General features: G+C 60.1%; 22 protein-coding genes. 6 read left to right on the top strand and 16 right to left on the bottom strand.

All coding sequences use genetic code 11. The features are described 5' to 3' along the window. The first annotated feature begins 28 nt into the window (after positions 1-28). The 5 genes from MTP16_RS17755 to MTP16_RS17735 all read left to right on the top strand — a co-directional run bounded on the left by MTP16_RS17755 (position 29) and on the right by MTP16_RS17735 (position 6,796). Positions 29-676: an HD domain-containing protein gene (locus MTP16_RS17755; protein ID WP_243512394.1), complete on the top strand. Its 648-nt coding sequence runs from the start codon at positions 29-31 to the stop codon at positions 674-676. 56 nt (positions 677-732) lie between these two features. Further along, positions 733-963 carry a hypothetical protein gene (locus MTP16_RS17750; protein ID WP_243512392.1) on the top strand — a complete coding sequence of 77 codons (231 nt, stop codon included), beginning with the start codon at positions 733-735 and terminating at the stop codon, positions 961-963. 146 nt (positions 964-1,109) lie between these two features. After that, positions 1,110-3,755, top strand: coding sequence for a DNA gyrase subunit A (gene gyrA / locus MTP16_RS17745; RefSeq protein WP_243512389.1), 2,646 nt, complete (start codon positions 1,110-1,112; stop codon positions 3,753-3,755). A 196-nt stretch (positions 3,756-3,951) separates the two neighbouring features. Then, on the top strand, positions 3,952-5,112 hold the full coding sequence (locus tag MTP16_RS17740) for a tetratricopeptide repeat protein (RefSeq protein WP_243512386.1): 1,161 nt from the start codon (positions 3,952-3,954) through the stop codon (positions 5,110-5,112). 691 nt (positions 5,113-5,803) lie between these two features. Continuing rightward, a complete protein-coding gene (locus tag MTP16_RS17735) occupies positions 5,804-6,796 on the top strand; it encodes a hypothetical protein (protein WP_243512383.1) in 993 nt (330 codons plus the stop codon). Between the two features lie 39 nt (positions 6,797-6,835). Here the strand turns inward: MTP16_RS17735 and hisIE are convergent, their stop codons facing one another. The 9 genes from hisIE to rpe form a co-directional block, all read right to left on the bottom strand. After that, entirely contained in the window at positions 6,836-7,504 is a 669-nt protein-coding gene (gene hisIE, locus MTP16_RS17730) for a bifunctional phosphoribosyl-AMP cyclohydrolase/phosphoribosyl-ATP diphosphatase HisIE (protein ID WP_243512381.1), read from the bottom strand. Between the two features lie 41 nt (positions 7,505-7,545). Beyond that, positions 7,546-8,301, bottom strand: coding sequence for an imidazole glycerol phosphate synthase subunit HisF (gene hisF / locus MTP16_RS17725; protein ID WP_243512379.1), 756 nt, complete (start codon positions 8,299-8,301; stop codon positions 7,546-7,548). Positions 8,302-8,345: 44 nt separating this feature from the next. Next, complete coding sequence (locus MTP16_RS17720; protein ID WP_243512375.1) at positions 8,346-9,062, bottom strand: 1-(5-phosphoribosyl)-5-[(5-phosphoribosylamino)methylideneamino]imidazole-4-carboxamide isomerase; 717 nt, start codon at positions 9,060-9,062, stop codon at positions 8,346-8,348. A 23-nt stretch (positions 9,063-9,085) separates the two neighbouring features. Continuing rightward, the gene (gene hisH, locus MTP16_RS17715) at positions 9,086-9,673 is read right to left on the bottom strand and encodes an imidazole glycerol phosphate synthase subunit HisH (RefSeq protein WP_243512372.1); all 588 of its coding nucleotides are present in this window, start codon (positions 9,671-9,673) and stop codon (positions 9,086-9,088) included. A gap of 69 nt (positions 9,674-9,742) precedes the next feature. Continuing rightward, positions 9,743-10,843, bottom strand: coding sequence for a bifunctional histidinol-phosphatase/imidazoleglycerol-phosphate dehydratase HisB (gene hisB / locus MTP16_RS17710; RefSeq protein WP_243512369.1), 1,101 nt, complete (start codon positions 10,841-10,843; stop codon positions 9,743-9,745). Between the two features lie 41 nt (positions 10,844-10,884). Beyond that, positions 10,885-13,281, bottom strand: a complete 2,397-nt coding sequence (gene hisD / locus MTP16_RS26035) for a histidinol dehydrogenase (RefSeq protein ID WP_317244072.1) — start codon at positions 13,279-13,281, stop codon at positions 10,885-10,887. A gap of 7 nt (positions 13,282-13,288) precedes the next feature. Next, positions 13,289-14,140 (bottom strand): ATP phosphoribosyltransferase, encoded by an 852-nt coding sequence (gene hisG / locus MTP16_RS17695; RefSeq protein WP_243512365.1) that lies wholly within the window; start codon positions 14,138-14,140, stop codon positions 13,289-13,291. Positions 14,141-14,634: 494 nt separating this feature from the next. Next, positions 14,635-17,193 carry a TonB-dependent receptor gene (locus tag MTP16_RS17690; protein WP_243512361.1) on the bottom strand — a complete coding sequence of 853 codons (2,559 nt, stop codon included), beginning with the start codon at positions 17,191-17,193 and terminating at the stop codon, positions 14,635-14,637. 58 nt (positions 17,194-17,251) lie between these two features. Beyond that, positions 17,252-17,971: a ribulose-phosphate 3-epimerase gene (gene rpe / locus MTP16_RS17685; protein ID WP_243512358.1), complete on the bottom strand. Its 720-nt coding sequence runs from the start codon at positions 17,969-17,971 to the stop codon at positions 17,252-17,254. A gap of 134 nt (positions 17,972-18,105) precedes the next feature. On the opposite strand from rpe, the gene MTP16_RS17680 reads away from it, so the two are divergent. Continuing rightward, positions 18,106-18,690: a beta/alpha barrel domain-containing protein gene (locus MTP16_RS17680; RefSeq protein WP_243512356.1), complete on the top strand. Its 585-nt coding sequence runs from the start codon at positions 18,106-18,108 to the stop codon at positions 18,688-18,690. Between the two features lie 67 nt (positions 18,691-18,757). Here the strand turns inward: MTP16_RS17680 and trmB are convergent, their stop codons facing one another. The 7 genes from trmB to MTP16_RS17645 form a co-directional block, all read right to left on the bottom strand. Further along, positions 18,758-19,423 carry a tRNA (guanosine(46)-N7)-methyltransferase TrmB gene (gene trmB / locus MTP16_RS17675; protein ID WP_243512353.1) on the bottom strand — a complete coding sequence of 222 codons (666 nt, stop codon included), beginning with the start codon at positions 19,421-19,423 and terminating at the stop codon, positions 18,758-18,760. Between the two features lie 89 nt (positions 19,424-19,512). Beyond that, positions 19,513-20,823, bottom strand: a complete 1,311-nt coding sequence (locus MTP16_RS17670; protein WP_243512350.1) for a bifunctional folylpolyglutamate synthase/dihydrofolate synthase — start codon at positions 20,821-20,823, stop codon at positions 19,513-19,515. A gap of 125 nt (positions 20,824-20,948) precedes the next feature. After that, positions 20,949-21,827 (bottom strand): hypothetical protein, encoded by an 879-nt coding sequence (locus tag MTP16_RS17665; RefSeq protein WP_243512348.1) that lies wholly within the window; start codon positions 21,825-21,827, stop codon positions 20,949-20,951. Positions 21,828-21,956: 129 nt separating this feature from the next. Then, on the bottom strand, positions 21,957-22,376 hold the full coding sequence (locus tag MTP16_RS17660; protein ID WP_243512346.1) for an ExbD/TolR family protein: 420 nt from the start codon (positions 22,374-22,376) through the stop codon (positions 21,957-21,959). 96 nt (positions 22,377-22,472) lie between these two features. Beyond that, entirely contained in the window at positions 22,473-23,165 is a 693-nt protein-coding gene (locus MTP16_RS17655; protein WP_243512344.1) for a MotA/TolQ/ExbB proton channel family protein, read from the bottom strand. Between the two features lie 8 nt (positions 23,166-23,173). Then, positions 23,174-24,412: an HU domain-containing protein gene (locus tag MTP16_RS17650; protein WP_243512342.1), complete on the bottom strand. Its 1,239-nt coding sequence runs from the start codon at positions 24,410-24,412 to the stop codon at positions 23,174-23,176. Between the two features lie 104 nt (positions 24,413-24,516). Next, positions 24,517-26,316, bottom strand: a complete 1,800-nt coding sequence (locus tag MTP16_RS17645; protein ID WP_243512340.1) for a TonB-dependent receptor — start codon at positions 26,314-26,316, stop codon at positions 24,517-24,519. Between the last annotated feature and the right edge of the window lie 19 nt (positions 26,317-26,335).

Genomic DNA, 26,335 nt, shown 5'->3' with positions numbered 1-26,335 from the left:
TTTCGGCCCCTTTACGCACTCCGATTTTATGGATTTAATTACCGCCACCGCTGCCTTTATCGAACAAAAATTTGCCGACGAAGGCAGCGGGCACGACTGGGCGCACATCCGCCGTGTATGGCTGATGGCCCGTAGGCTGGCCGCCCATTCGCCCGAAGCCAACCCGGAAATCACCGAGCTGGGCGCGCTTCTGCACGATATTGCCGATTGGAAATTCCATGGCGGTGACTACGAGGCCGGCCCCCGGGCCGCCCGGGCCTGGCTGCTCAGCCAGCACGCGCCCGAGGACGTGATTACCCGGGTCGAAACCATCATTCGGGAGGTGTCATTCAAAGGGCTGGGCGTGGACACGCCGGTTTCGTCGCTGGAGGCCGCGCTGGTGCAGGACGCCGACCGGCTCGATGCCATCGGGGCCGTGGGCATTGGCCGGGCTTTTGCCTACGGGGGCCACAAGGGCCGCCCGCTGCACGACCCCGCCGTGCCGCCCGTCGCGCACGAGAGCTTCGCGAGCTACCAAAAAAACACCGCGCCCACGCTCAACCACTTCTACGAAAAGCTGCTGCACCTTAAAGACCGGCTGCAGACGCCCGCCGCCCGCGCCGTGGCTGAAGAGCGCCACGCCTACATGGAAGGCTTTGTGGCGCGCTTTTTGGCCGAGTGGGAGGGCGAAGCCTGATAGGGGAGGCCGTCAGTTTCGACCCGCGCCCATCTTGGGCTTATTACCTTTGCGTCATGAAGCTGTGTCTGCGACTGAGTATTTGCCTGTTGCTGTGGGGGGCCGCTGGCTGCCGTTCTTGCCCCATCGAGTCGTGCCACACCCGGAAGGTGCACATGCACAGCGGTGTGAAGTACCGCGGGCAGCCCTTGTGGAAGATGCAAAATCCGGCCATTGGGCAGAAAATCAAGACCTATAATCCCAAGCGAGGGACGCACACGCAGGACAAAAGCAAGTCGTTGAAATAGTCCTACTCAAACCCGCAAAAAAGGCCACAGCGCTTGCCGCTGTGGCCTTTTTGTCGTATCTTCGCGCGTATACAAAGAACCATTCACCCTGCGGCTTTTAGGTACCTTTTCAGGGTATTTTTTGAGCCGCCCATCAACCCCCCTCAATGGCGGAAGGCGAAAAAATCATTCCGATTAACATCGAAGACGAGATGCGGGGCGCCTACATCGACTATTCGATGTCGGTCATCATCTCCCGGGCCCTGCCCGACGTGCGCGACGGCCTGAAGCCCGTGCACCGCCGCGTGCTCTACGGCATGAGCGAGCTTGGCGTAGGCTACAACAAATCTTATAAGAAATCGGCCCGTATCGTGGGCGAGGTGCTGGGTAAGTACCACCCGCACGGCGACACCAGCGTGTACGACACCATGGTGCGCATGGCCCAGGACTGGAGCCTGCGCTACCCGCTTGTGGACGGACAGGGCAACTTTGGCTCCGTCGACGGCGACTCGCCGGCAGCTATGCGTTATACCGAGGCCCGCCTCAAACGCTTGGCCGACGAAATGCTGGGCGACCTCGACAAGGACACGGTGGACTTTCAGCCCAACTTCGACGACTCGCTCGAAGAGCCCAGCGTGATGCCGGCCAAGTTCCCGAACCTGCTGGTGAACGGCACCTCGGGCATTGCCGTGGGCATGGCCACCAACATGGCCCCGCACAACATGACGGAGGTCGTGAACGGCATCATTGCCTACCTCGACAACCCGGACATCACCGTGGCCGAGCTCATGCAGTACGTGACGGCGCCGGATTTTCCCACCGGCGGCATCATCTACGGCTACGAGGGCGTGAAGCAAGCCTTCGAAACCGGCCGCGGCCGGGTGGTCATGCGCGCCAAGGCCACCTTCGAAACCTCGAAGACTGGCAAAGAGCAAATCGTCGTCACCGAAATTCCCTACATGGTGAACAAGGCGTCGATGATTGAAAAGACGGCCGCGCTCATCAACGAGAAGAAAATCGAGGGCATTGCGGACCTCCGCGACGAGTCGGACCGCGACGGCATGCGCATTGTGTACGACCTCAAGCGCGACGCCATGCCCAGCGTGGTCCTGAACAACCTGTTCAAGTACACGCAGCTGCAAAGCTCGTTCGGCGTCAACAATGTGTGCCTGGTGAAGGGCCGGCCCATGACGCTGAACCTGCAGCAGCTCATCCAGTACTTCGTGGAGCACCGCGCCGAAATCATCGTGCGCCGCACCAAGTACGAGCTGGCCGAAGCCCAGAAGCGCGCCCACATCCTGGAAGGCCTGCTCATCGCCCTCGACCACCTCGACGAAGTCATTGCCCTTATCCGCGGCTCGCGCGACCCCGAGGTGGCCCGCGGCCAGCTTATCGAGCGTTTCGCCCTGAGCGAAGTGCAGGCCCGTGCCATTCTCGACATGCGCCTGCAGCGCCTTACCGGCCTCGAGCGCGACAAGATTGTGGCGGAGTACAACGAGCTCATGAAGCTTATCGACTATTTGAAGTCGGTGCTGGATTCGGATGTGCTGCAGCGCGGCATCATCAAAACCGAGCTCGAAGACATTCGCGAGCGGTACGGCGACGCCCGCCGCACGGAAATCAACTACCAGGGCGGCGACTTCTCAACCGAGGACATGATAGCCGACGAGGCGATGGTCATCACCATCAGCCGCGAGGGCTACATCAAGCGCACCAACCTGGACGAGTACCGCGCCCAGGGCCGCGGCGGCGCGGGTTCCCGCGGGGCCCTCTCGAAGAAAGACGACTTCACCGAGCACCTGTTCGTGGCCACCACGCACGAGTACCTGCTGTTCTTCACGGAGCTCGGCCGTGTGTTCTGGCTGAAGGTGTACGAAGTACCGGAAGGAGGGAAGGCCACCAAAGGGCTGCCCATTCAGAACCTCATCGAGATTCCGCGCGAAGATAAGGTGCGCTCCGTGCTCAACGTGCGCGGCCTGAAAGACCCCGACTATCTCGAAAACACCTACCTCATGTTCTGCACCGAGCAGGGCACGGTGAAGAAGACCCCGCTGGAGGCCTACTCGCGGCCGCGCACGGCCGGTATCAACGCCATCACCATCAACGAAGGCGACCGGATTCTGGACGTGCAGCTGCTCACACCCAATGCGGAGGTGATTCTGGCCTCGCGCACGGGCCGGGCAGTACGTTTTAACGAAAGCGAAGCCCGCTCCATGGGCCGCTCGGCCGCCGGCGTGCGGGGCATTCGCCTCGAAGACGTGCCCGGCAACCGCGTGGTGGGCATGGTATGCGTGGCCGACCCCACGCAGGAGCTGCTGGTGGTGAGCGAGAACGGCTTTGGCAAGCGCAGCCAGCTCGAAGAGTACCGCGTCACCAAGCGCGGGGGCAAAGGCGTGCGGGCCATGAAGCTGACCGAAAAAACCGGTAACTTGGTGGCCATCAAAGACGTGAACGACGGCGACGATTTGATGATTATCAACAAGTCGGGCATCACCATTCGCTTGCGTATGAGCGACTTGCGGACCATTGGCCGCGCCACTCAAGGGGTTCGGCTTATCAAAATCAGCGGCAACGACGAAATCTCCTCTGTGGCAAAAGTGGAAGCCGAAGAGAAAGAAGAAATCACGGCTGCGGCGTTGGCCGAAGCCGGGCAGGAAGCCACTGCCGGTGATGGCACGCCGAACGCCGCCGAGGCGTTGACGACAATTAGTGAAGATGATTTGTTGGAAGACGACGAATCGTTGGATGATGATTCTGACGAAGATGACGTCGACGGCGAGGACGAATCGGACGATGACGAGGACTTGGCATAATTGCTGAAGTAGGAGCGGGGCGGTCCATTTGGGCCGCCCCGTTTATTTTTGGCGAACTCAATGCGTGACCTCGGCGTTTGAGGCGCGAATGAGGAAGCCCATCACTCACCCTTAATGTTCACACTTCCCGCCCGGTTTGTTGCCTCCAAGGGCTGAAAAGCCTAAGAAAATACCCGCCGGGCCCATTCCCAATCTTATGAAGAAGACCCTTTTGACGGCTGCCGTAGGCGTAGCACTTGCAACGGGAGCGCCCGTAGTCGTTTCCGCTCAGACCTCCGCCGTTACCAATGCCATCCTGAATCAGCGTTCCGGCCTGCTCGACAAAGCGCGCACGGACATCGACAAGGCCATCGTGAACGAGAAGACCAGTGGGAAAGCCAAAACCTGGTACACCCGTGGAGAAATCTACCTGGGGATGTTGGAAAGCCCGATTTATGGCAAGCAGTTGCAGCCCGGTGAAGGTGTGCAGAAGGCTTATGAGTCGTTTGCCAAAACCATCGAATTGGACACCAAGGACGGTGAGTTTGGCAAGCAGGCAGTACCCAAGCTGGACAACCTTTACGGCTACGCCTTCAATGACGCCGTGAACAGCTACAATGCCAAAGATTACGATAAAGCCATCGAAAATTACAAGCTAGCTTCCAAAATCAAGCCGCAGGACACTACCGCCGTGTTGTACTCAGCTTATGCTTCTGAAGCCAAGCAGGATTACGCAGGCGCCAAGGCCAGCTACAACCAGTTGCTGGGCATGAATTACAAATCCACGACGCTGTACTCGCGCCTTTACCAAATGGCAAAGCAGCAGAAAGATGATGCTGAAGCTGCAAAGGTGTTGCAACAGGCACTGGCGGCGTATCCCAACAACAAGAACTTCATGCTGGAGGACTTGAACTTGGCGCTGGCCACTGGCAAGGGTAGTGATGCGATAGATAAAATCAGCAAGACAATTGCTGCCGACCCTTCTAATTCGAACTTATACGCGGTGCGGGGCTCGATGTACGACCAGCAGAAAAAGTCAGACCTGGCTTTGGCCGATTACAAAAAAGCTGTTGAGTTGGACCCGAACAACTTCGATGCCCAGTATAATCTAGGGGTATACAATTATAACAAAGCCGCTGAAGCTTATACCAAGGCCAGCAAGATGGATTTGAAAACCTATCAAGCCTCGGGTAAAAAAGTTGAAGCCGAAGGAAAGAAATATTTCCTAGCTTCGGTTCCGTACTTCGAGAAAGCGCTTGAACTTCAGCCGCAGGACCGCAATTCGCTTGCTTCTTTGCAGAAGGTTTACTTTCGTTTGGGGCGTACTGCCGATTCGGAACGCCTCAACGCCCGCTTGGAGCAGTTGAATAAGAAGTAGGGGATGTGAGTGAACATAGGAGAGCCCAGCCACCATAGGCTGGGCTCTTTTTCGTTTAATTCATTTTCAATTTAACATAATATAAATTATAAGACAAACTTTTTATATCTTTTGTGGGTCGATATTGTAGCTGCTTTGCCGCGTGAGCCGCAGTGCAACTGGAATAGTTAAGATTCAAGTATTCGGGTCTGTTGGTTTTGTTGTGATGTCTCATTCCCTATCTATCTGCTCAGCTTTACCACCCATTGCCATGCTATAGTTGGCTTACCTAAATAGCCTAGTTTTTTCTACTTTACATTCACATGCCTTTTAAGTTTAAAAAACTTTGGGTGTACAAGCATCGCAAGTAACCTGCGTCCTCATGTGCAAGTATAAAGGGCAGGGCAAAGATTATTTTAAAAAATAGCAATAAAAAGTAAAAAATTATAATCAAATTTTGTACTTTTATTTACTTAACAGGTTTCTCTTGTGTGCCGGCTTATCAATTGCGACTCAGTGTCTCAGTGACTGAGAAATAGTTATTGTTTAAAAATCGTATTATGTACTAGTATTCTGTAGTTGGAACTAATGCGTACATATGGCATTTAAGTATAAATCAATCCCAGTTAACATAATAAGTACAAACAAGTACATATTACTTGAAAATTTTAAACTTTTTTTTACCAATAGTCAATCCCTACACTCACTCCTTATGCCTAAATTGATTGATTACCCCCGAACTTCGTATGCTGGCGCCTGGGAACTCGCCGAGGTGGTAGACGACACGGGTGGAAAATGCGAAATTGAAACTGCCGCAAGAAAACTCAACCGAAAAGTAAGCGGCTCCTTTAAAGCCATCATCGGTTCAGCCGTAAAGTTTGGACTCTTGACCAGCAAGCGCGAATTGTTAAGCACGACCACGCTTTTCAAGCGCATAAAGCATGCTTACGACAAAAAGGAAGAATTGCTGTTCCACAGAGAAGCTTTCCTGACACCTCCCCTTTTCGCTCAAATATGCCGCAAATTTCGGCTACGGGAACTGCCGGTGCAGATGCTGGACGTGATGCTCATCCGAGAATTCGGCGTCGAGGAAATAAACGCGCAGGGCGTAGCCAAGGCCTTTGTGGAAGGGTGCCGAATGGTGAACCTGCTTGACGACCGCAACACCATGGCTGACATTGACGCAAGTGCGTCGCAGCAACCCCGACGCGAATTATCAGCCACCCCGCTTGTCCAAAGCTCTTTCAAACCGGCAGCACCAAACGGCGGCGAAGATTCCCTCAACAATGCAGACGACGACGATGAGGCGCCCCGCAATCCCTTGTTTTACGACAACATGCCTGACAACACACCGGTGGCACCAGATGTTCGCAAACCAACAAACGATGCGGTAGCAAGCCTATTTGGGCTATTCAAAAACGAAGAACCTGAGCGCAACGCAAAACCAGATACCGGCGCAGTTTCTACTCACCCAACAGGTGCGGCCCCCAATAATGCCCCGCACGAAGCCCCACCGGCAGCCCGACACCCGGAACCAACTGCACACCTTAACGTTGCTCAGGCGGAACAAGGGTTGGTTTATCAACTGCAAATCAGCGGGCCTGGGTTGAATTCCACCCTTTCCATTTTGGTGGAAGACGACCTTCTGATTGCCCAAGCCCTCCTGGAAAAGATAAGGAGGCAATTAAGGGCCAAAGACTTATAGGAGGTGAAAGGACGCGGCTGGGTTTTCAGCCGCGTCTCATTATTCCTCGGTCAGATGGCGGGTATTAGGTAAACGGTGACGTTCTTGCAGCACCGCGATGACTTCAGCGAGCGTAACTTCCGAAGCTGCCAGCAAAACCAGGAGGTGATAGAGTAAATCGGCGACTTCCCCGGTGAGCGTGTCGCGATGCCCTGCCACGGCATCAATAACGGTTTCAACCGCTTCCTCGCCAACTTTTTGCGCTATTTTGGGAATGCCCTTCTTAAAAAGCGAAACCGTATAGGAAGCGGGTGCTCGTTCGGGAAATTGCTTGCGTTCGGAAATAAGCCGCTCAAGACTGGCCAGAAAGCCGATGGGTGCAGCGGGCACAGCTGCCTCTTGGGGCTGCACAAAGCAACTCGTTGTGCCCCGGTGGCAGGTTGGCCCCGCCGGCAGCACCCGAATCAGCACGGTATCCGCATCACAGTCCACGTGATGGCTCACCACCTGCAAAAAGTTGCCACTGGTTTCGCCTTTGGTCCAAAGCCGGTTTTTAGACCGGGAAAAAAACGTGACCCTTCCCTCCTGCCGGGTTTTGGCCCAGGCCTCCTGGTTTACGTAGCCCAGCATGAGGACCTGACCGGTGTCGGCGTCCTGAATGATGGCGGGGGCCAACCCCGTCGCAGCATCAAATTGCAGTTCGCCTGATTTGCTTGAAAGACTTGCCATTGGTAATAGGTATAAAGCTCGTGGGGAGTGCGTCCAAGGCGCTACAACCGCACGGGAATGCCGGATGCGTGCAAATACTGCTTGAGCGCCGGCAATGCCGTCTCGTTGAAGTGAAAAATACTGGCGGCCAAGGCCGCATCTGCACAGCCTGCCTGGAACACTTCCGTGAAATCAGCAGGCTTCCCGGCCCCGCCAGAAGCAATAACCGGCACAGGTACCGCGTCGCTCACGGCGCGGGTCAATCCTAACGCAAAGCCGGCTTTGGTACCGTCGTGGCTCATGGAAGTCAGCAACAGCTCCCCAGCGCCCAAATCAGCGGCTTCGCGGCACCAGTCCACGGCCTGGCGGCCGGTGGACTGCGTGCCGGCTCGCGTCATCACCTGCCACTCGGCATCCACCAAGCGAGCATCCACGGCAACCACGATGCATTGCGAACCAAAGCGTTGGGCCAGCTCGTGAATAAAAGCCGGCCGGGCCAGCGCGGCCGAATTGATGGACACTTTATCGGCCCCGCTTAACAGCAGGGCCTCCACGTCGGCAATGCTACCAATGCCGCCGCCCACCGTGAACGGAATGTCCAGCACCCGCGCCACTTCGCGCACCAGGTCGGTGAGCGGCTGGCGGCGCTGGTTAGTGGCCGTAATGTCGAGAAAAACCAGCTCATCGGCTCCTTCCCGGGCATAGCGGGCCGCCAGGGCAACGGGGTCGCCCGCATCGCGCAGGCCTTCAAATTGAATGCCTTTCACGGTGCGGCCATCGCGCACGTCGAGGCAGGGAATCAAACGCTTTTTAATCACAGCGGCAAATACAAACCCAACCCGGGCGGGCCGGTTGGTGAAATTTAGAGAAAACGGCGCAAGTCCGGCAGTGCGATGGTGCCTTCGTAGAGGGCTTTGCCAATGATGGCCCCGTGGAGGCCGGCCTCGGCCAACCGCTCCAAATCGGCGACGGTGGTGACGCCGCCACTGGCAATAAACCGAGCCGCCGGAAATTCGGCAATCAAACCCTGGTACGCATTTAGGGAAGGCCCTTGCAACAACCCGTCCTTGCTCACATCGGTGCAAATAAATGTGGTGCCACCGGCGGCCAGAAAATCGGTAATAAAGCCCCGCAGCGTGAATTCGCTGCGGTCGACCCAGGCGTTCACCATGATGTGGTCGCCCTTAAAATCAGCGCCCAAGAAGATGGTTTCGGCCCCGTAGTGGGCAAGCCAGCGCTGCACCGTGGCGGGCTCGCGCACGGCCAGGCTGCCCGCTGTGGCGTGCTGAGCGCCGGCGCTCAGCACCTGCTTCAAGGCTTCATCGGTTTGGATGCCGCCACCGGCGTCGATGTCCAGCGACGTATGGCGGGCAATGGCTTCCAAAACCGCTAAGTTCACCGGGCGCCCGGCCCGCGCTCCGTCCAAATCGACGAGGTGCAGGCGGCGCAGGCCCGCATCGGCGAAACGCTGGGCCACGGCCACGGGGTCGGCGTCGTAAGTGGTTTGGCGCGCAAAATCACCCGCACTGAGGCGCACGCATTGGCCGTTGAGGAGGTCGATGGCAGGAATGATATCCAACGGAGGAGGCTTTGGAAGAAAATTTATAGATTCAGAAAATTGGCCAATATGCGCGTGCCGGTGGGGCCACTTTTCTCGGTGTGGAACTGCACACCGTAAAAATTACCCAACTGCACCGCCGCACTAAACGGAGCCGGGTGGACTGCCTGCGCCGTGGTGTAGGGCCCTACCGGCGCATAAAAGCTGTGCACAAAGTAGACGTGGTCTGCTTCGGTTAGGCCCGCAAACAAAGGTCCTTGCAATGCCTGCAAATTGTTCCAGCCCATGTGCGGGACTTTGTGTGTCGGGTCAGCTACGAAACGCTGCACCCGAAACGGCAGCAGTCCCAGCATCGTGGTATCGTTTTCTTCGCTGTGCTCACCGAGCAGTTGCATGCCCAGGCAGATACCCAGGAAAGGCTGCGTGAGAGTAGGCAACACTTTGTCGAGGCCGGCTGCGCGCAAGGCGGCCATGGCTGACGCGGCCTCTCCTTCTCCCGGAAACAACACTTTATCGGCCTTGCGCAGCACTTCTGGGTCTGCCGTCAGCGTAGCACTGGCCCCCAGTCGTTCGAGCGCAAAGAGCACCGACTGAACATTACCCCCTTTATAATCTACGACTGCGATTTCCATCCTTCAGCATTACACATTTACGCAATCAATTCACCGCTCAATCTATTGCAACATTTGTGCAATGATATTTTAGAGAACACCCTTAGTGCTGGGGATTTTGCCCGACTCATCGCGTTGCAGAGCCATTTTGATGGCTTTTGCTACCGCTTTGAAGATGGCCTCGATTTTATGGTGCTCATTATCGCCTTGGCAGGAGATATTAAGGGTGGCGCGGGCATTGTCGGTGAACGACTTGAAGAAATGAAAAAAGAGCTCCGTTGGCAAGTCCCCTACCCGCTCGCGCCGAAACTCGGCATCCCATACCAGCCAGGGACGGCCCGAAAAGTCGATGGCGGCCTGCGCGAGAGCTTCGTCCATTGGCAACAAGAACCCGTAACGCGCCAGACCACGCTTGTCGCCCAGTGCTTCGGCAAATGCGCTGCCCAGCGCCAAGGCAGTATCTTCCACGGTGTGATGCTCATCAATGTGCAAATCACCTTTTACACTTATGGACAAGTCAACACCACTATGGCGCCCGAGCTGTTCCAGCATGTGGTCAAAAAAACCAAGTCCGGTTTTTATTTCCGTTTTGCCCGTGCCGTCTAAATTCAGGCGAATGGCAATCTGGGTTTCGTTGGTATTGCGCTCGACAACGGCAATGCGCGCAGGGTAGCGAAGGGAATGGTAGATAGCATCCCAACTCGTAGTGGTTAGAACGGAACGTGGGTCGGGCTCCTCCCCGATGAGAATTGCCTGAGCACCGAGGTTATTGGCCAACTCTACGTCCGTCAGGCGGTCGCCTATTACGTAGGAGTTTGCCAGGTCATAACCGTTGGCGGGGTCGAGGTAGTGGCCCAGCAGGCCGAGGCCAGGCTTACGCGTAGGCAGGTTCTCGTGCGGGAAGCTGCGGTCGATGTGCTCGGCAGCAAAACGAATGCCCTCGCCGGCCAGAATTTCCTGCATCAGCCGGTGGGCCGGCCAAAAGGTTTCTTCGGGAAAGCTGGCCGTGCCCAGGCCGTCCTGGTTGGTCACAAGCACCAGCTCGTATTCGGGCATTTCGCGCGCAATGCGGGACAGGGCGCTAATGCAGCCGGGCAAAAACGCAAATTTCTCGAGGCTGTCGACCTGCTGGCTGGGCTGCGGCTCTACCAGAATGGTGCCGTCGCGGTCGATGAACAGGGCTTTTTTCAAATCAGTCGGTATTTTCGGTGAGTTGGAATGATGCAGTCGGCTCAATTAGCAGCCTTTTCGATGGTTTGCTCCGCTCCTATTCCCGTTAATGCTTGTAGCAAGCGGGCATTTTCGGCGGCTGTTCCCACGGTGAGGCGCAGGCAGCCGGCGCAGCCGGGCTGGCTGGTTCGGTTGCGCACCACAATGCCGCGGGCGCGCAATTGGTCGTAGACGTGGGTCGCATCCACGTTGAAGCGCACCAGCAAAAAGTTGGCATCTGAAGGAAAAACGTGCTCCACGATGGGCAGCGTGGGTAGTTGCTGGGCAAGCATGGCCCGGCCGCGCAACAATTCCGCCTGCATTTCGGGCAATTGCGAGGCATCCGCCAGGGCCGCCAGGGCGAGTTGCTGCGTGGCCGCCGAGATGTTATAGGGCGGCTTGATTTTGTTGAGGTAGGCAATGAGCGCCGGCGCCGCGTAAGCAACCCCTAAGCGGAGACCGGCCAAGCCCCAGGCCTTCGAAAAAGTCTGCAGCACTACCAAACGAGGGAACTCAGCCAGCCGCGTGGTCCAGCTGGGCGCCTCGGCAAAATCCGCATACGCTTCATCAACGACCACCAGCCCTTTAAAGGAACGTAGAATGGTTTCGATGGCCGCCGGTGCCAGCAGGTTCCCGGTGGGATTGTTGGGCGAGCACAGGAACACCAGCTTGGCGGTGGACTGGGCCAGCCGCTCGGCCGCATCGGCGGGCAATTGAAAATCAGGGGTAAGCGGCAGGCGCTCCACGCGCACGTCGTTCAGGTTGGCGGCTACCTCGTACATGCCGTAGGTGGGCGGGCACACCACAATGCGGTCCTGCCCCGGCGTGCAGGTAAGGCGCACGAGCAGGTCGATGGCCTCGTCGGAGCCGTTGCCCAGGAAGATATTATCCGCCGATACGCCTTTCAACTTCGCCAAATCGGCCTTGATGGCGCGCTGGTGCGGGTCGGGGTAGCGGCTGAAATCGCCGGGGCCCACGGAGCCCAGGCTGTTTTCGTTGGCGTCGAGCATCACCGGGGCCATGCCTTCGAACTCGTCGCGGGCCGAGGAGTACGGCTGCATGCGCTCCACACTGGGCCGGATGAGGCCGGCGTAAGCCTTGGCCGGAGACGCGGCCTTCGAGGCCGGTGCTTCGGCCAAGGCGCCCATTCGCAAGCTCACGGCCCGGGCGTGCGCGGCCAGGCCCTCGGCCTCGGCCATGGTTTCCACCACCGGGGCCAGCCGCTGCAATCCCTCCGCAGTAAGCCGCTGAAAGGTAATTTTCTTTAAAAAGGAATCGAGCGACACGCCGCTGTACTGACGGGCGTAGCCGCCGGTGGGCAGGGTGTGGTTGGTGCCCGAGGCGTAGTCGCCCACAGCTTCGGGCGTGAGGTGGCCCAGGAAAACAGAACCTGCGTTGGTTACCCCGCTGGCCAGGGTGTCGGCTTCGTCGGTGGTCAGAATGAGGTGTTCCGGGGCGTACTGGTTAGAGAAGGCCAGCATGGCCTGGGCATTGGGCAGCAGAATGGCGCGGCTGTTGGCCAGCGCCTGTGCCGCCACATCGCGCCGTGGCAGTTCCGCCAGCTGGCGGTCGAGCTCGGTTTGCACTTGGGCAATGACTTGCTCCGAGGTGCTTAGCAGGATGACCTGCGAATCGGGCCCGTGCTCGGCTTGCGAAAGCAAATCGGCCGCTACGAAAACCGGGTTGGCACTGTCATCGGCAATAACGAGAACTTCCGACGGGCCGGCGGGCATGTCGATGGCGACGCCATATTCGGCCGCAGCCAGCTGCTTGGCCGCCGTCACGTAGCGGTTGCCGGGCCCAAAAATCTTATCCACGGCCGGCACACTGGCCGTGCCCAGCGCCAAAGCCGCGACGGCCTGTGCGCCGCCGGCTTTCACCACGTGGTCGATGCCGAGCAACTGGGCCACGAACAGAATCACCGGGCTCACCGTGCCGTCGGCCTGCGGGGGGGTGCACACCACAATTTCGGGGCAGCCGGCCAGACGGGCCGGCACGCCCAGCATGAGCAGGGTGCTGAACAGCGGCGCGGAGCCACCGGGAACATACAGGCCCACGCGCTGCACCGGCACGGCGCGCCGGGAGCAAGCCACACCCGGCATGGTTTCGATGCGCAGTTCGGGCTCGCGCTGGGCAGCGTGAAAAGTCTCAATGTTGGCCTTGGCTTGTCGAATGGCCGCTTGCAACCCGGCCGGAACCTGGCTGGCAGCAGCAGCAAACTCCGCTTCTGATACGCGCAGGCTAGCCAAACTGGCTTTGTCGAGCTCCGCGGCGAGCGCGAGCAGTGCCTCGTCGCCCCCGGCGCGGACCCGGGCAAAGATGTCGCGCACGCGGGCGGCCACTTGCGGAACTTCGGCCGCGGCCGGGCGCTCCAGCAGCGCAGGCCAGGTGCTAAGGTCGGGATAGGAATAGACTTGCATGACCGGGCTAGGCTATCATTTTTTCAATCGGCAGCACCAGGATGCCTTCGGCTCCCACAGCCTTAAGCTGGCTGGTGATGTGCCAGAACTCGTCTTCCTGCACCACCGACTGCACCGACACCCAGCCGGCCTCGGCCAGTGGCGTAACGGTGGGCGATTTGATGCCCGGCAGCAGGCGCCGCACCTCGTCGAGGGCCGTGATGGGGGCATTCAGCAGGATGTATTTGCTGCGCTTAGCGCGGCGCACGGCCTGCATGCGGAAGCGCAGCTGCTCCAGCAGCTCGGTTTGCTCGGGGCTGAGGTTGGGCTGGGCGATGAGCACGGCCTCGGAACGAAACACGGTTTCGACTTCGCGCAGGCCGTTGCCCAGCAGCGTGGAGCCGCTGCTCACGATGTCGCAGATGGCCTCGGCCAGGCCGATGCTCGGCGCAATTTCGACCGAGCCGCTAATGGTGTGCAGGTTGGCCTGCACCCCGTGCCCGGCCAGGTAACGGCCGAGAATGGTGGGGTACGACGTTGCAATGTTCTTGCCCTGCAGCGACTCGACGGAATCGTAGCCCACGGCCCGTGGCACGGCTAGGCTCAGGCGGCACTTGCTGAAGCCGAGGGCTTCAACTTCAAGGTCGGGGTAACCGGCCTCGACCAGCACGTTCTGACCCACGATGCCGAGGTCGGCCACGCCGTCCTGCACGTAGCCGGGAATGTCATCATCGCGCAAAAACAGGATTTCGAGCGGGAAATTGGTGGCTTCGGTTTTGAGCTTGTAAGAGCTGCTGATGAAGCTGATGCCGCATTCGCGGATGAGCGTGAGGGAATCCTCGCTCAGGCGACCGGACTTCTGAATGGCTAAACGGAGCATGAAAGAAAGCGAAACGGGCCGAACCCCGCTTGGGGTCCGCGAAAGCTCTACTACGGCGCATCGGGCCGGAAGGCAGCATTTCCCGCAAAAAAAGAATGAACAATGACCCGGCGCACAGCACCCCGGGACGCGGCGGTGGAGGCGCGGGCGGCCGGTGCTACGCTAGCACCCGGCGCACAGCCCGGCCCCCCACAGATGGTGGTGATGGCCCTGAATCCCATGCACGGTCAAGCCTGCCGCATTCGGCAGCGCAACAGTAAAAAATGGGAAGGCGAGTGCATTCATTCGTGGCGCAAAGGTAAGGCCGTTTGCCAAAATAGCAAGCTTAACCAACTTTTTATTGGTTTTTACGCAAGCTAACCAGCCATTTATTGCTGCCATGTAAATTAAACGCCTGTTATTCTGAGCGCAGTGAAGGACCTTTTCATGTTATAAAACCCCAACGTGATAAGGTCATTCGCTGCGCTCAGGATGACAGGCGTAATGAACAATCCTTAAAAGCGCGCAATCAAACGCAGGTTTACCACGCGCTGGGAGAGGTAGCTGGGCACGGCGTAGGTCCGGCCGTTCACGTCCTGCAGGTAGCTGTAGCCGGCCACGTTGTTGGCGGCCAGCACGTTCAGGATTTCCAGGCCCAGCCACAGGCTTTCGAAGCTATAAAAGTGCGGCTTGGGCGCGTTAATGTTTTTCAGGCCGATGACTTTTGAAAAGCCCAAATCGACGCGCTTGTAGCTGCGCACCAGGTCAGCGGTGCCGCGCAGGTCGGGCTCGCTGGGCGGGCTGAAGGGCAGGCCGGTGCCGAACACCAGGTTCACGTAGCCGCGCACCGAGGGGTTGTTAGGCAGGTGGTCCTGAAAGAAAATGCCGAGGTTCAGGCGCTGGTCCTGCGGACGGCGGATGTAGCCTTTAGGCTCGCGCCCGGTTACGTTGCCCTTGCCGTCGGTCACGTTAATGGAGTCATCGGCCACGTTTTCGCGGGTGGTGAGCACGCCGAGGCTAAACCACGACTCGGCCCCTTTCACAAACTCACCACTCAAGCGGGCATCAAAACCGGCGGCGTAGGCGCGGGCGTTGTTTTTGGCGAAGTAGCGCAGGCGCACGTTGTCCACGTCGTAGGGCACCACGTCGGTGAGGTGCTTGTAGTAGGCCTCGGCCGAAAACTTGAAGGGCCGGCCAAACTGTTTGAAGTTGATTTCCTCGCCCACGATGAAGTGGTAGGACTTTTGAGCGCGCAATTCAGGATTCAGATACGCCTGCTGCACACCCAGGCTGATGCTGGTCTGGTCGCGCAGCTCGCGGTAGAACGGCGGCTGGTAGTACACGCCCACGGCCGCCTTGAGCGAACGGTTGGGGTGCCGGCGGCTGATTTGCGAGTACTGCACCCGCGGGCTGATGACCAGCTGGCCGTTGGTGCTCCAGTAGTGGGCCCGGGCGCCGTAGGTGAGCGTGCGCAACGAATCGAACGACCAGGTGTCCTGCACGAAGCCCTGGGCGCGGGTGCTGAGCAGGCCCAGGTCGGAGCGCAGGCGTAGCCGGCGCGCGTCGGGCACGAAGTCGGCCGAATCGGCGAAGCTGTACTCGTCGAGGGTGTCGCTGATTTTCTCGCGGCCCACTTTGGCGCCCCAACGCACGCTGTGGTTATCGGCGGGCGTCCATCGGCCGCGGGTTTCGGCGGTGAAAATGCGGGCCGTGAGAAAATTGCGCGAGTGCCGGAACTGGGAGCCGATGTTGCGCTGCCGCACCGCCTGGTTGAAGTCGCGCGACGTCGGGTCGCGGTTGATGTCAGCAAACGTGTAGGCGGCCTCCACGTCGCGCAGCTCAAACTCCCGCGAAATCAGAGCCGAGCCCAGCAGCTCCATCTGCAGGCGCGACGAGAAGTCGTGCTTCAGATTGAAACCGCTCTGATAGGTGTCGAACTGCATGCGCTCCCGGCCGTCGTAGGCAATGAAAACGCGGGTAAACTGGTTGGTGTTGGTGGAGAAGGTAGCCTGGCCGGTTTCGGGCGAGAAACGGTAGTCATTGTGGGCCACCACGCCCAGCAAGCCCAACGAGGTGCGCTGCAGGTCGCTTTTACTCGGGTCGTCTTTATCACGATGCCCTAAGCCGATGTTCACGTAGGCCTGCGCGTCGTAAAAAGTGGGGTTGTAGCCGCCTTGCTGCTGCCGGAGCGAGCTGAGCACGTACTGCGCGTTTTTGTAGCGCACCCCGGCCAGGTAGCTCACCCGGCCGTTGGCCGAGCGGGCCTCGGCGTGGGCCGCGCCGCCCACCAGGCTAGCCGTGAGCGAGGCCGCGAATTTCTCGGGTGTTTTGTAGTCCACGCTCAGCACCGAGGCCAGCTTGTCGCCGTACTTGGGCTGCCAGCCGCCGCTGCTGAACTCCACCTGCTTCACCAGGTCGGCATTCACGAAGCTCAGGCCCTCCTGCTGCGCCGAGGTCACCAGAAATGGCCGGTAAATCTCGAAGCCGTTGACGTACACCAGGTTTTCGTCGTAGTTGCCGCCCCGCACATTGTAGGTGCTGCTCAGCTCGTTGTTCGACTGCACGCCAGGCAGCGTTTTCAGTATGGCGTTGAAGTCGCCAAACGGCGAAGGAATTTCCTTGGCGGCGCGCGGGTCGATGCGCGTGATGCTCACCTGCTCGCGGGTGTCGGCCCGGTCGGAGCGGGCCGTCACTTTCACATTGTCCAGTGCCTTGGTGTCGAGGCGCATGGTCAGCACCAGGGGCTGGCCGGCGTCGGCGGGCAGACGCAGCGGAATGCGCAGCGACAAATACCCCAGCCGGCGCACCACCAGCACCGCGCGCCCGGTGGAGGGCACCCGCACCGGCAGCGAGAAAAACCCCTCGGCCGTCGTATTGGCGCCGCCGGGCTGGCCCTCCACTCCCACCGCGGCCAATTCCATGGGCTGCCCATTGGCATCGCGCAGCGTACCCGTAATGGTGATGACACCCGCCTGTGTGGGCGCGGCCGCCGGGTTTTGGGCATGGGCGCCGGGCGCGGCCAGCAACAGCACGAGGCAACAGGCCGTGGCCGGGGCAATCAGAAAAGGCCTCATGGGCGGCAGAGAAGGGTAAGTAGTTTTTTCACGACCAGGAAACGCCGGATGCCGGCCACTATTGCTTGCGGCGCGCTTCTCCGTCGACTTCGGCCGTTTCCAGCCCCGACAGAAATTCGCGCATGCGGGCCAGCGTGGCCACCGGCCCCTCGGGCGCACTGAACACGAAATTGCCGGCTACCAGCACATCGGCACCGGCTTCCACCAGCGGGCCGGCATTGTCCAGGCTCACGCCGCCGTCCACCTCAATCAGCGCATCCGAGCCCGTGTCCACCAGCAATTCCTTCAGCATGGCCACTTTTTTCAGCGTGTTCGGAATGAAGGCTTGGCCGCCGAAACCGGGGTTCACCGACATCACCAGCACCACGTCGAGGTCGGCGGCGATGTCTTCGAGCAGGGCCACGGGCGTGTGCGGGTTCAGGGCCACGCCGGCCCGGCAGCCCAGCTGCTTGATTTGCTGCACCACGCGGTGCAGGTGGGGGCAGGCCTCGTAGTGCACCGTGATGCTGGCCGCGCCCGCGTCGCGGAACTGCGCCAGGTAGTGCTGGGGCTCCTCAATCATCAAATGCACGTCGATGGGCTGCCGGGCGTACTTGGCCACGGCTTGCAGCACGGGCAGGCCAAAGGAGATGTTGGGCACGAAACGGCCGTCCATCACGTCGAAGTGCAGCCAGTCGGCGGCGCTGTCGGCCAGCCGCTCGGTTTCGGCTTGCAGGTTGGCCAAATCGGCGGCCAGAAAGGAAGGAGCGAGCAGCGGGGCGCGGCGGGTTGCGTTCATAGCGGCGAAGATACAGCCGCCAGCCCCTCCCCGATACGGCCCGGACGCCCGGCCGGCCCTACTTTTGCACCGGCCGCAAGCGCCGCTCCTCCTGTTTTTTCAGCGGCCCGATGGCCGCGCCTTTGCCTTCGCCAGTGCCCCACCTCGTTCCCCTCCTCATCCGCGGCATCAACAACCTCTCCGATGCCCGCTACTGCGCCGGCATGGGCGCCGACAAGCTCACCTTCGTCCTCGACCCGGCCCTGCCCGGCCACCTCGATACCAAAACAGTGAAAGAGCTGGCCGGCTGGGTGGCCGGCGTGGAGCTGATTGGCGAGTTCGACCGGCTCAGTGCCCCCGAAATCAACGCCATGGCCGCCGACTGCGGCCTCGACGCCGTGCTGCTCCGCTCCTACCGCACGGCCGATGAACTGGCTGAAATTGCGCCGCCGGTGTACCAGGAGCTTTCCGAGGCGGATGGTGCTCCAGACCCGGAACCTGCCGTAGTTGGCTGGATACTGGAACTGCCGGCTGCTGGCATCGACAACTCTGTTTTGCACCAGCTTGGCCTGGAGCGGCCACTTTGGCTGGGCCCTGGTCTCGACCCCGACAAGGCTCGCGCGGTGGCAACACAGTTGCCAGTTGCGGGGCTCTCCTTCCCGTCGGGCGATGAAGTGAAGCCCGGCTTGCGCGATTTTGACCAGCTGGAAGCCGTATTTGAAGCGCTGGAAGTCGAGTAGAAATCAGCTAAAAAAGAACGGCCATGCTGGATGCAGCATGGCCGTTCTTTTTTTTGTAAAGAGTTGGCTACGTTAAGCGGAACTGCACGTACTTGATGGGCACGCCCACGGCGCGGTACTTGCCCTCGAAGTTGGTTTGAATGGCCTGCGCTTCCGTGAATTCGGCGTCGGTTTCAGCGTAGAGGTCGCGGGTAAAACGTTCGACGCGGGCACCCGGCCGGGCGGCCAGGGTTTCCAGCGTATACTCAAACAGGCCTTCGTTGTCGGTTTTGAGGTGAAGCAGGCCTCCCGGCGTCAGCAGCTGCTCGTACAGCGCCAGAAAGCGCGGCGAGGTCAGGCGGCGCTTGATGTCGCGGTCGCGCGGGCGCGGGTCAGGAAAGGTTATCCAGATTTCCGACAGCTCGCCGGGGCCAAATTGAGCCGCCAGCGCTTCGGCCCGCATCCGCACGAAGCCCACATTGGTCAGGCCCATTTCTTCGGCGCGGGTGCTGCCCCGCCAGATGCGCTCCCCTTTGATATCGAGGCCCAGAAAATTGCGCTGCGGATGCCGCTGGGCCAAGCCCACGGTGTATTCGCCCTTGCCGCAGCCCACTTCCAGCGTCAGCGGATATGGCTCCTGGAAAAAGTCGGTGCGCCAGCGGCCGCCGAGCTGTTCGTATTCAGGTTTGCCCGGCTCGATGATGTCGGGACGGGAAGCGTTGTCTTGAAAACGCTGAAGTTTAACGCGAGGCAAATTATCGATTAATGAAAAATGAGGAATAAAAGATGAGGAAAGGTTGGAACCGCGCATCGCGTAGATTCCTTCTTTCTCATTCTTCATTCTTAATTATTGTAGAGCTCTTCCACTTCGGCCACCACAAAAGTGCTGCCGCCGATAAAAATTACATCATCGGGCGCGGCAGCGGCTCGGGCGGCGGCCACTGCGTCCCGCACCGACACATAGGTCTGCCCGGTGAAGCCAAGCTCCTTAGCTTGCTGCGCCAGCTCAGCCACCGGCAAAGCGCGCGGAATGTTGGCCGCACAAAAATAGTAGGTGGCCTCCCGCGGCAGCAGCGCCAGCATGCCGGCCACGTCCTTGTCGTTCACCGTGCCAATGACGAGGTGCAGGCGCTGGTGCGGCACCCGCAGCAGCTGGCGCATCACCATGCCCAACCCGGCCGCGTTGTGCCCCGTGTCGCACACCACCAGCGGACGCTGGCCGATGATGCTCCAGCGGCCCCGCAGCCCGGTGAGTTGCGAGACCTGCCGCAGGCCTGTGCGCACGGCCGCTTCGGTGATGCGGAAGCCCAGAGCCCGCAGCTCATCCAGCGTGGCCAGCACGCCGGGCAGGTTGTGCTGCTGGTAGTCGCCGGGCAGGCCCAGCTCGGCGTTGGGCAGGTACGGGCGGCCGTGCTGCGTCACGCTCACGGGGCGCAAGCCGGTTTCCGGGACGGGCTCACCAGCAAAAGTGGCCTGGTAAATCTGGTCGGCAAAAACCAGGTGGGCCAGCTTCTCCGCTGCTTCCCGTTCAAAAACAGCGGAAACCTCGGGCTGGGTTTGGCTGACGACGACGGGCACGCCGGACTTGATGATGCCGGCCTTTTCGCCCGCAATTTCGGGCAGCGTGTTGCCCAGCAAGGCCTGGTGGTCGAAGCTGATGTTGGTGATGAGCGACACTAGCGGCGTGATGATGTTCGTGGAGTCGAACCGGCCGCCCAAGCCAACTTCGATGATGGCTACGTCCACCCGCTGCTCGGCAAAATACGCAAAGGCCAGCGCCACGCACATCTCAAAAAACGAGGGCTGCACCTGCTCAAACAACGGCCGCCAGCGCGCTACCCATTCCACCAGGTAGGCCGGCGGCAGTTCCTGCCCATTCACCCGAATGCGCTCCGTGAACTCGCGCAGGTGCGGCGAGGTGTAGAGCCCCACCTTGTAGCCGGCCGCTTGCAGAGTAGCGGCTATAAGGTGCGAGCTGCTGCCCTTGCCGTTGGTGCCGGCCACGTGCACGCTCCGAAACTTCCGCTCGGGGTGCCCCAACGCTTCGGCCAAAGCCAGCGTGTTACCGAGCCCTTTTTTGAAGCCCGCTGCCCCCACGCGCTGGAACATCGGGAGCTGTTCGTAGAGGTAAGCAAGGGTTTCAGAATAATTCATCTGTCGGTAGGCGTAAGCAGGCGCCCAGGGTGAGCGCCGTAAAATTAATAGCCAGGTGAAGCCCACCAACCAAAAAGCCCCGTCACCTTCCGGGGACGGGGCTTTTGATTACAAGTCAGCTGGTTTTATTTGAATCGATACGTAATGAAACCCGTGGCCCCGCTCGTACCCGCATTGGTGCGCCGGAATGTGGCGTTGAGCAGTGCATCGCGCACCAGCCGCTCCTGGGCCGGCGATACGTTGCCCGAAACCTTGGTGACGCTCTCCACATCGCCATCCTCCGAAATCTTAATCTTGAACCGAACCATCCCGGGATTATCGTCGATGGCTTCCGGGCGCGGTGTGGTTTCAAAAGCCCAGCCGCTCATCTCCAGGCCGCCGCTGCCGGGGCTGCTGCCCGTGCCGCCGCGCCCGGGTGCGCCATATAGGGCCTTGGCGTCGAGCGAGCCGTTGGGGTCGCCCTGGTCGCCCACGGCGCCGGGGCGGTCGCCGTTGTTGTTGCCGGTGGGCGTGTTGCTGGTGCCGTTCACGCCGTTGCCGCCGCCGGTCGCATTGCCTTTGGGCGAGAAAGCCACGGCTACCTGCCGCTTGGGCTTCGGCGCCACTTTCACTTCCTCTTTGGGCGGCGCGGGGGTTTCTACGGGCGCGACTGCTACGGGGCTCTCCTCGGCCTCGCTGGTGACGATTTTCTCCTGCGAGGGCGGCGTGGGGTCGGGCGTGGCGGCGGCCACGGGGCGCGGCTGCGGGTCGGGGCTAGCAATGGGCGGGCGGCTGTCCTCGCGGTTTTGCGAGTTATTGGCGGTGGCCATGCTCTGCACATCGCCCGAGCCGGCTTCGTCCAGCCCGTAGTTCAGCTCCACGCCATCGCCGCCGCCCAGCGGCGCCAACGGTGGGTCGGGTCCCTTGAACACCATGAGCACAAACAGCAGCAACAGCACCCCGTGCACAACCAAGGTGCCAATCAGGCCTTCGCGGCGGTGCGGTTCTTGATAATCGATTGCCATGAACTTTAGGGCATGAGGGTAAGTGGGTATGAGGGCATGAGTTTGCGACCCAAACAGTACGAAGGCACAAAAAAGTTAGCTGAACTTCAAACTCCTCCCCCATACCTACTTACCCTCATGCCCTAAAAACTATTTGCCGGCGGCCTGCTGGGCCTGCGTGGCCATCACCATTTTCAACTTGAGGCGGTTGCCTACTTCCAGAATGTCGACCAACTTCTGAACATTCAAGGAGTTGTCGACTCGCAACACCACCGTAGGCTGCTCCTCGGTGGGCGCTGTTCCTACCAAAGCCACCAGTTCCGGCTCAACCATGGCCGGGTTCACCGGCTTTTTGTTGACGTAGTACACGCCCGCCGCATCCACTGAAATGGTGATGGGCTGCTTCATTACCTGCTTACTTGATTTAGCATTGGGCAGCAACAGCTTAATAACGTTGGGGTTAACCAGCGTGGAGGCAATCAGGAAGAACAGCATCAAAAAGAACATGATGTCGTTCATGGCCCCCGTTTCCACGTGCGAGGTAAGGCGATGACGGCGGGAAAGATTCATAACTAAATGAGTTATGAGTTAAGAGTTAGGAGTGAAGAGTTAAAAGTTGGCGTGTATAACCAACTTTTAACTCTTCACTCCTAACTCTTAACTCAATTAGTTGTCCTGCAGAATGTCCATGAACTCGATGGCCGAGTTTTCCATGCGGAACACCATGCGCTCGACCAGAATGCTGAGCCAGTGGTAGCCCACGTGGGCGATAATGCCGACGATGAGGCCGGTGGCCGAGGTCACCAGCTTCACATACAAGCCATCGGCCACCTGCGGAATGCCGAACTCCTTGGTGGCGGCAATGGAGTAGAAAATCTTGATAACGCCGATGATGGTGCCCACAAAGCCAATCATGGGCGCAATGCCGGCGATGATGCCCAGGATGCTGATGTTTTTTTCGAGGCGCGCGATTTCTATCTTGCCCACGTTCTCCACGCTGGTTTCGATTTCCTTCAGCGGCAGGCCGATGCGGCGCAATCCTTTCTCCACCATGCGGGCCAGCGGCGAGGCCGTTTGGGCGCACAGCAGCTTGGCACCGGCCAGGTCGCCCTTCACCATGAGCGAGCGGATGCCGTTCATGAAGGTATCGGGGTCGCCAGCGGCCCGGCGGATGGTGAAGTAGCGCTCGATGATGATGTAGACCGAGAGGATGGACAACGCCACCAGCGGAATCATGATAAAGCCGCCGCGCAGCAACAGGTCGATGACGGGGACACTGGTATCGGCAACGGGGCCGGCGGCGGCAGTGGTGGCGGTATCGACAGCGGCGGGCGCCACTTGCAGGAGGAATGCGGACATGCGGGGAATTAAAATTTCAGGGTGTTGTAATCGCAGCGCGTGCTGATGCGCAGGCGCTGGGCTTCGCGCTGGGCCGAAGCCAGGTCGGGGTAGTCGGCGGCCGTGAGGCGGAACAGGCGGCTGCCCGGGTACGGCAGAATGATGCGGGTTTTGTGCCCGGTACGGGCCAGTACCTTCCGGCCTTTTTCAGCGTTGGCCAGGGTGCCGTAAGCGCCGGCAATGACGTAATAACGGCCGGTGCGGTATTTAATTGTCGTTGAAACCGGGGCCGCGGGGACTTTGGCAGTTGGCGATGCCGTGGCGGTTGCCGTCGGCGTTTCGGCCACAGCAGGCGTGGCAGCCACTTTGGTGGGCTCGGCGGTGGCCGGTGCTTCGGGCTTGGTGGCTGCCACGGCTTCGGCGGGAGCTGGCGTGGCATTTGCGGGCGTCACGGCAGCCGGCGTGTTTGAAGCAGGCACTTCCGGCAGCGTTGTTACGGGCGTAGCGACGGACGTAGCCGCAGTAGCCGGTGCGGTTTCTACGGGCGTCATTCCCTCCGTTGCCTGTGCATTATCGCCGCCGAAATTGTGCTGGCCCAGCGTGGCCAGCTGCGGCTCGGAAATAGCAGACGCCGGCGTCGCGGCACGTTGGCCCCATTCTACCTTGGGCAATTGAGCTTGCCACTGAGCCGACACCAAACCACGGTTTTGCAGAAACTGGTAGTTGGCCAGAATCAAGAGCGTTGCGGTGATGGCGATGATACCGCCGGGCAGCAGGCGTGCCAGTCGGGAGCGGCGGGCTCCTTCGCCGCGCAAAATCGGCTGCGGATGCTTGGGTCGGGCGTTGGCCGCGCGCACGGGCCGGGCAACCAGCTCGGGCAGGCCAAAGGCAGACGCCAGCAAGTTGTCGGTGCCCGTGTACTCGAACACCAGGCCCCGGCCGGCGGCGCGGCGGAAGATGCCGATGCCGGGCAGCTCGGTGCGGCTGGTTTCGTCGAGCTCTCTCTTCAGGCTCACCACGGCGGCGCGCACCGCTTCACGGGCCTGGGAAATGGGCATGCCCAGGTGCTGGCTGAGGGCGTCGACGAGCAAGCCGTCGTTGCGGGTCAGGGCCTGGTTGAAGGCCACCAGCTTGGTGGGCGGGCTCAGGGCCTGGCGGCCGGGCTGGGCCCGCGCCGAAGATGCGTCGGCCACGAGGCCCCCAAAATCCGGTATAATCACGCAGTCGTGGTCGCGGAGCAAGGGGCGGATGTGGTCGGCAAGGTGCATATTTATAAATATTGCGTTTTTAATATTGAGTTTCGAGTTAAATTCACTGAGCAGCAGAGCTTAAAAAGCAAACTCAAATCTCAACATTCAAAACTCAACATTACTCAGAAGGTGTAGCTCGCGCCGCCAATAACGTTGATGCGCTTCACCGGATAGCCGTAGAAGCGCTGGTATTGGCGGTTTGCGAGGTTATTACCCATCACAAAGATGGATATTTTTGGCGTAATGCGGTAATCGGCGCGCAGATTCAGGTCGATAATCGGGTCGGTGGCCCGGTAAAAATCTGCCGTGCGGAAGGCGCCGGGCGTGGCGGCCGGGCGGTAGCTGATGCCGTAGCCGGCCGAGTAGAAATAGCCTTCCACGCCCACCATCAGCTTTTCAAATACGTTGTAGGTGCCGAACACCGAACCCTGAAACTCGGGCCGGTGGAAGGGCTGCGGCAGATTCTTGAGCGCGTACTTATTGTAGTCGAGGCGCGTGCCGAGGCGGAATTTTTCGGCCGCGTTGTACAGCAGCTCGCCGTGGATGTTGAGCACGCCCGTGGCGTTCTGGTCATACACGAGGTCGAACTTGGTTGGGTCGACGGGGCTGTTGGCGTAGAAGTAGAGGTTGCGGTCGCGGGCATAGGTAGCCTTTACGTTCAACTCGAGGCCGCGGGCGGGCGTGGAGGTGAAACCGGCGTAAATGGTGGGGCCGCGGTGGGTGTCGGCCACGTTCAGGCCGCGGTTCAGCCAGGGATTTTCGGTGCTTAGGTCGTAGCGCGTCACGCGCTGCAGGGCCCCGCCCAGGCCCGCGTACACCATAAATTTCTCGGGCTCGATGGTGTAACCCAAGCGCACGGCCGGGTAAATTACGCCCTTGCTTACGCTGGTGGCCGTGTCGGACGAGTAGCCCACCGTGGCACCCACCGAAAAGGCGATGTTGTTGCGCAGGAACTCGTAAGCCGGCGTGGCCTGCACGAAGGTGCGGGAGCGGGTTTGCTGCGCCGTGGGCGTCGGTTGGGTACGCGTAGCCACCGGCAGGTCCTTCTCCGAAATAAACGATGCATCCGCGTTTACGGTGATGCGGCTCGACTCGCCCAGCGCGTAGCCCACTTTGGCATTAAGGCGCACGTCATTCTCATTGGCCGAAAAAATGTCGCTCCAGTAGCGGTAGCCCAGGCTGGCGTCGTACTGCAATTGCTGCTCGGGGTCGCGGTTGTGGGCGTAAGCTTTCGCCGCAAAGCGGTTGAACACCTGCTTGATGTCGCCTGACTCCGGCGTTGGCGGGCGCTTCAGGGGGTCGGACTCGTTGGCCGCTCGCTCATACCCGTAGAAGTTATACCGCTCGCGCCCCAGGTCGAGGTTGGCGCCGAAGGCGGCGGTGCCCCGGTAAATCTCGCCCATGAGGTGGGCACTGGTTTCGGACATGCGCGAATTCTTCCCGTCTACCGGGCCCTGAATCGAGCTAATGTGCTTCACGTCGAGGCCGTAGGCGTGGTCGGTGTTGCGGGTGCTGTGGAAGTAGCCGCGGCCGTAGAACGTGCCGTAGTTGCCGATGCCCACCTTCACGAGGTTGCCGGTGAGGGGCGTGGGCTCCTCGGCCCGAATGGTGAGCACCTTCACCGACGGGTTGAGGCGGTTGGCAGGCAGGCGGAAATCGGGAAAGGTATAAGCCACTTTACGCTCCACTCTGGGTGGTTCGGGCAAGGCAATTTTGCTGAAGTTGCGGGTGGCTTCGGGCAGTAGGTTCACCCGCTCTTTCACGATTTCAATCTCGGCTTCTTCAATCTTGCCCGAGGTTTTGGGCTTGGTGGGCTGGGCCAGGGCGGCCGGGGCCGCGCCGGCTACCAGGGCCGCGGCCAGCGCCCAGCCCGCGCCCCGGGGAGCTTTCGGCAAGTTATTGTTGGTCAACAAAAGCTTCATCAGCAAATGATTAGTCAAT

This window comes from Hymenobacter monticola, from assembly GCF_022811645.1.
Taxonomy (GTDB): Bacteria; Bacteroidota; Bacteroidia; order Cytophagales; family Hymenobacteraceae; genus Hymenobacter; species Hymenobacter monticola.
The sequence above is the reverse complement of the archived record's forward strand: the minus strand, read 5'-3'. Positions and strand labels throughout refer to the sequence as shown.

Bases quoted from the DNA above. Each gene is read 5' to 3' on its own strand.
- rpe (WP_243512358.1), bottom strand. From the start codon at position 17,971: ATGAACGCAACCCGCCGCGCCCCGCTGCTCGCTCCTTCCTTTCTGGCC.
- gyrA (WP_243512389.1), top strand. From the start codon at position 1,110: ATGGCGGAAGGCGAAAAAATCATTCCGATTAACATCGAAGACGAGATG.
- MTP16_RS17690 (WP_243512361.1), bottom strand. From the start codon at position 17,193: ATGAGGCCTTTTCTGATTGCCCCGGCCACGGCCTGTTGCCTCGTGCTG.
- MTP16_RS17755 (WP_243512394.1), top strand. From the start codon at position 29: ATGGATTTAATTACCGCCACCGCTGCCTTTATCGAACAAAAATTTGCC.
- MTP16_RS17665 (WP_243512348.1), bottom strand. From the start codon at position 21,827: ATGGCAATCGATTATCAAGAACCGCACCGCCGCGAAGGCCTGATTGGC.
- MTP16_RS17645 (WP_243512340.1), bottom strand. From the start codon at position 26,316: ATGAAGCTTTTGTTGACCAACAATAACTTGCCGAAAGCTCCCCGGGGC.
- hisIE (WP_243512381.1), bottom strand. From the start codon at position 7,504: ATGGCAAGTCTTTCAAGCAAATCAGGCGAACTGCAATTTGATGCTGCG.
- hisG (WP_243512365.1), bottom strand. From the start codon at position 14,140: ATGCTCCGTTTAGCCATTCAGAAGTCCGGTCGCCTGAGCGAGGATTCC.
- MTP16_RS17655 (WP_243512344.1), bottom strand. From the start codon at position 23,165: ATGTCCGCATTCCTCCTGCAAGTGGCGCCCGCCGCTGTCGATACCGCC.
- MTP16_RS17735 (WP_243512383.1), top strand. From the start codon at position 5,804: ATGCCTAAATTGATTGATTACCCCCGAACTTCGTATGCTGGCGCCTGG.
- MTP16_RS17650 (WP_243512342.1), bottom strand. From the start codon at position 24,412: ATGCACCTTGCCGACCACATCCGCCCCTTGCTCCGCGACCACGACTGC.
- hisH (WP_243512372.1), bottom strand. From the start codon at position 9,673: ATGGAAATCGCAGTCGTAGATTATAAAGGGGGTAATGTTCAGTCGGTG.
- MTP16_RS17750 (WP_243512392.1), top strand. From the start codon at position 733: ATGAAGCTGTGTCTGCGACTGAGTATTTGCCTGTTGCTGTGGGGGGCC.
- MTP16_RS17660 (WP_243512346.1), bottom strand. From the start codon at position 22,376: ATGAATCTTTCCCGCCGTCATCGCCTTACCTCGCACGTGGAAACGGGG.
- hisD (WP_317244072.1), bottom strand. From the start codon at position 13,281: ATGCAAGTCTATTCCTATCCCGACCTTAGCACCTGGCCTGCGCTGCTG.
- MTP16_RS17740 (WP_243512386.1), top strand. From the start codon at position 3,952: ATGAAGAAGACCCTTTTGACGGCTGCCGTAGGCGTAGCACTTGCAACG.
- MTP16_RS17670 (WP_243512350.1), bottom strand. From the start codon at position 20,823: ATGAATTATTCTGAAACCCTTGCTTACCTCTACGAACAGCTCCCGATG.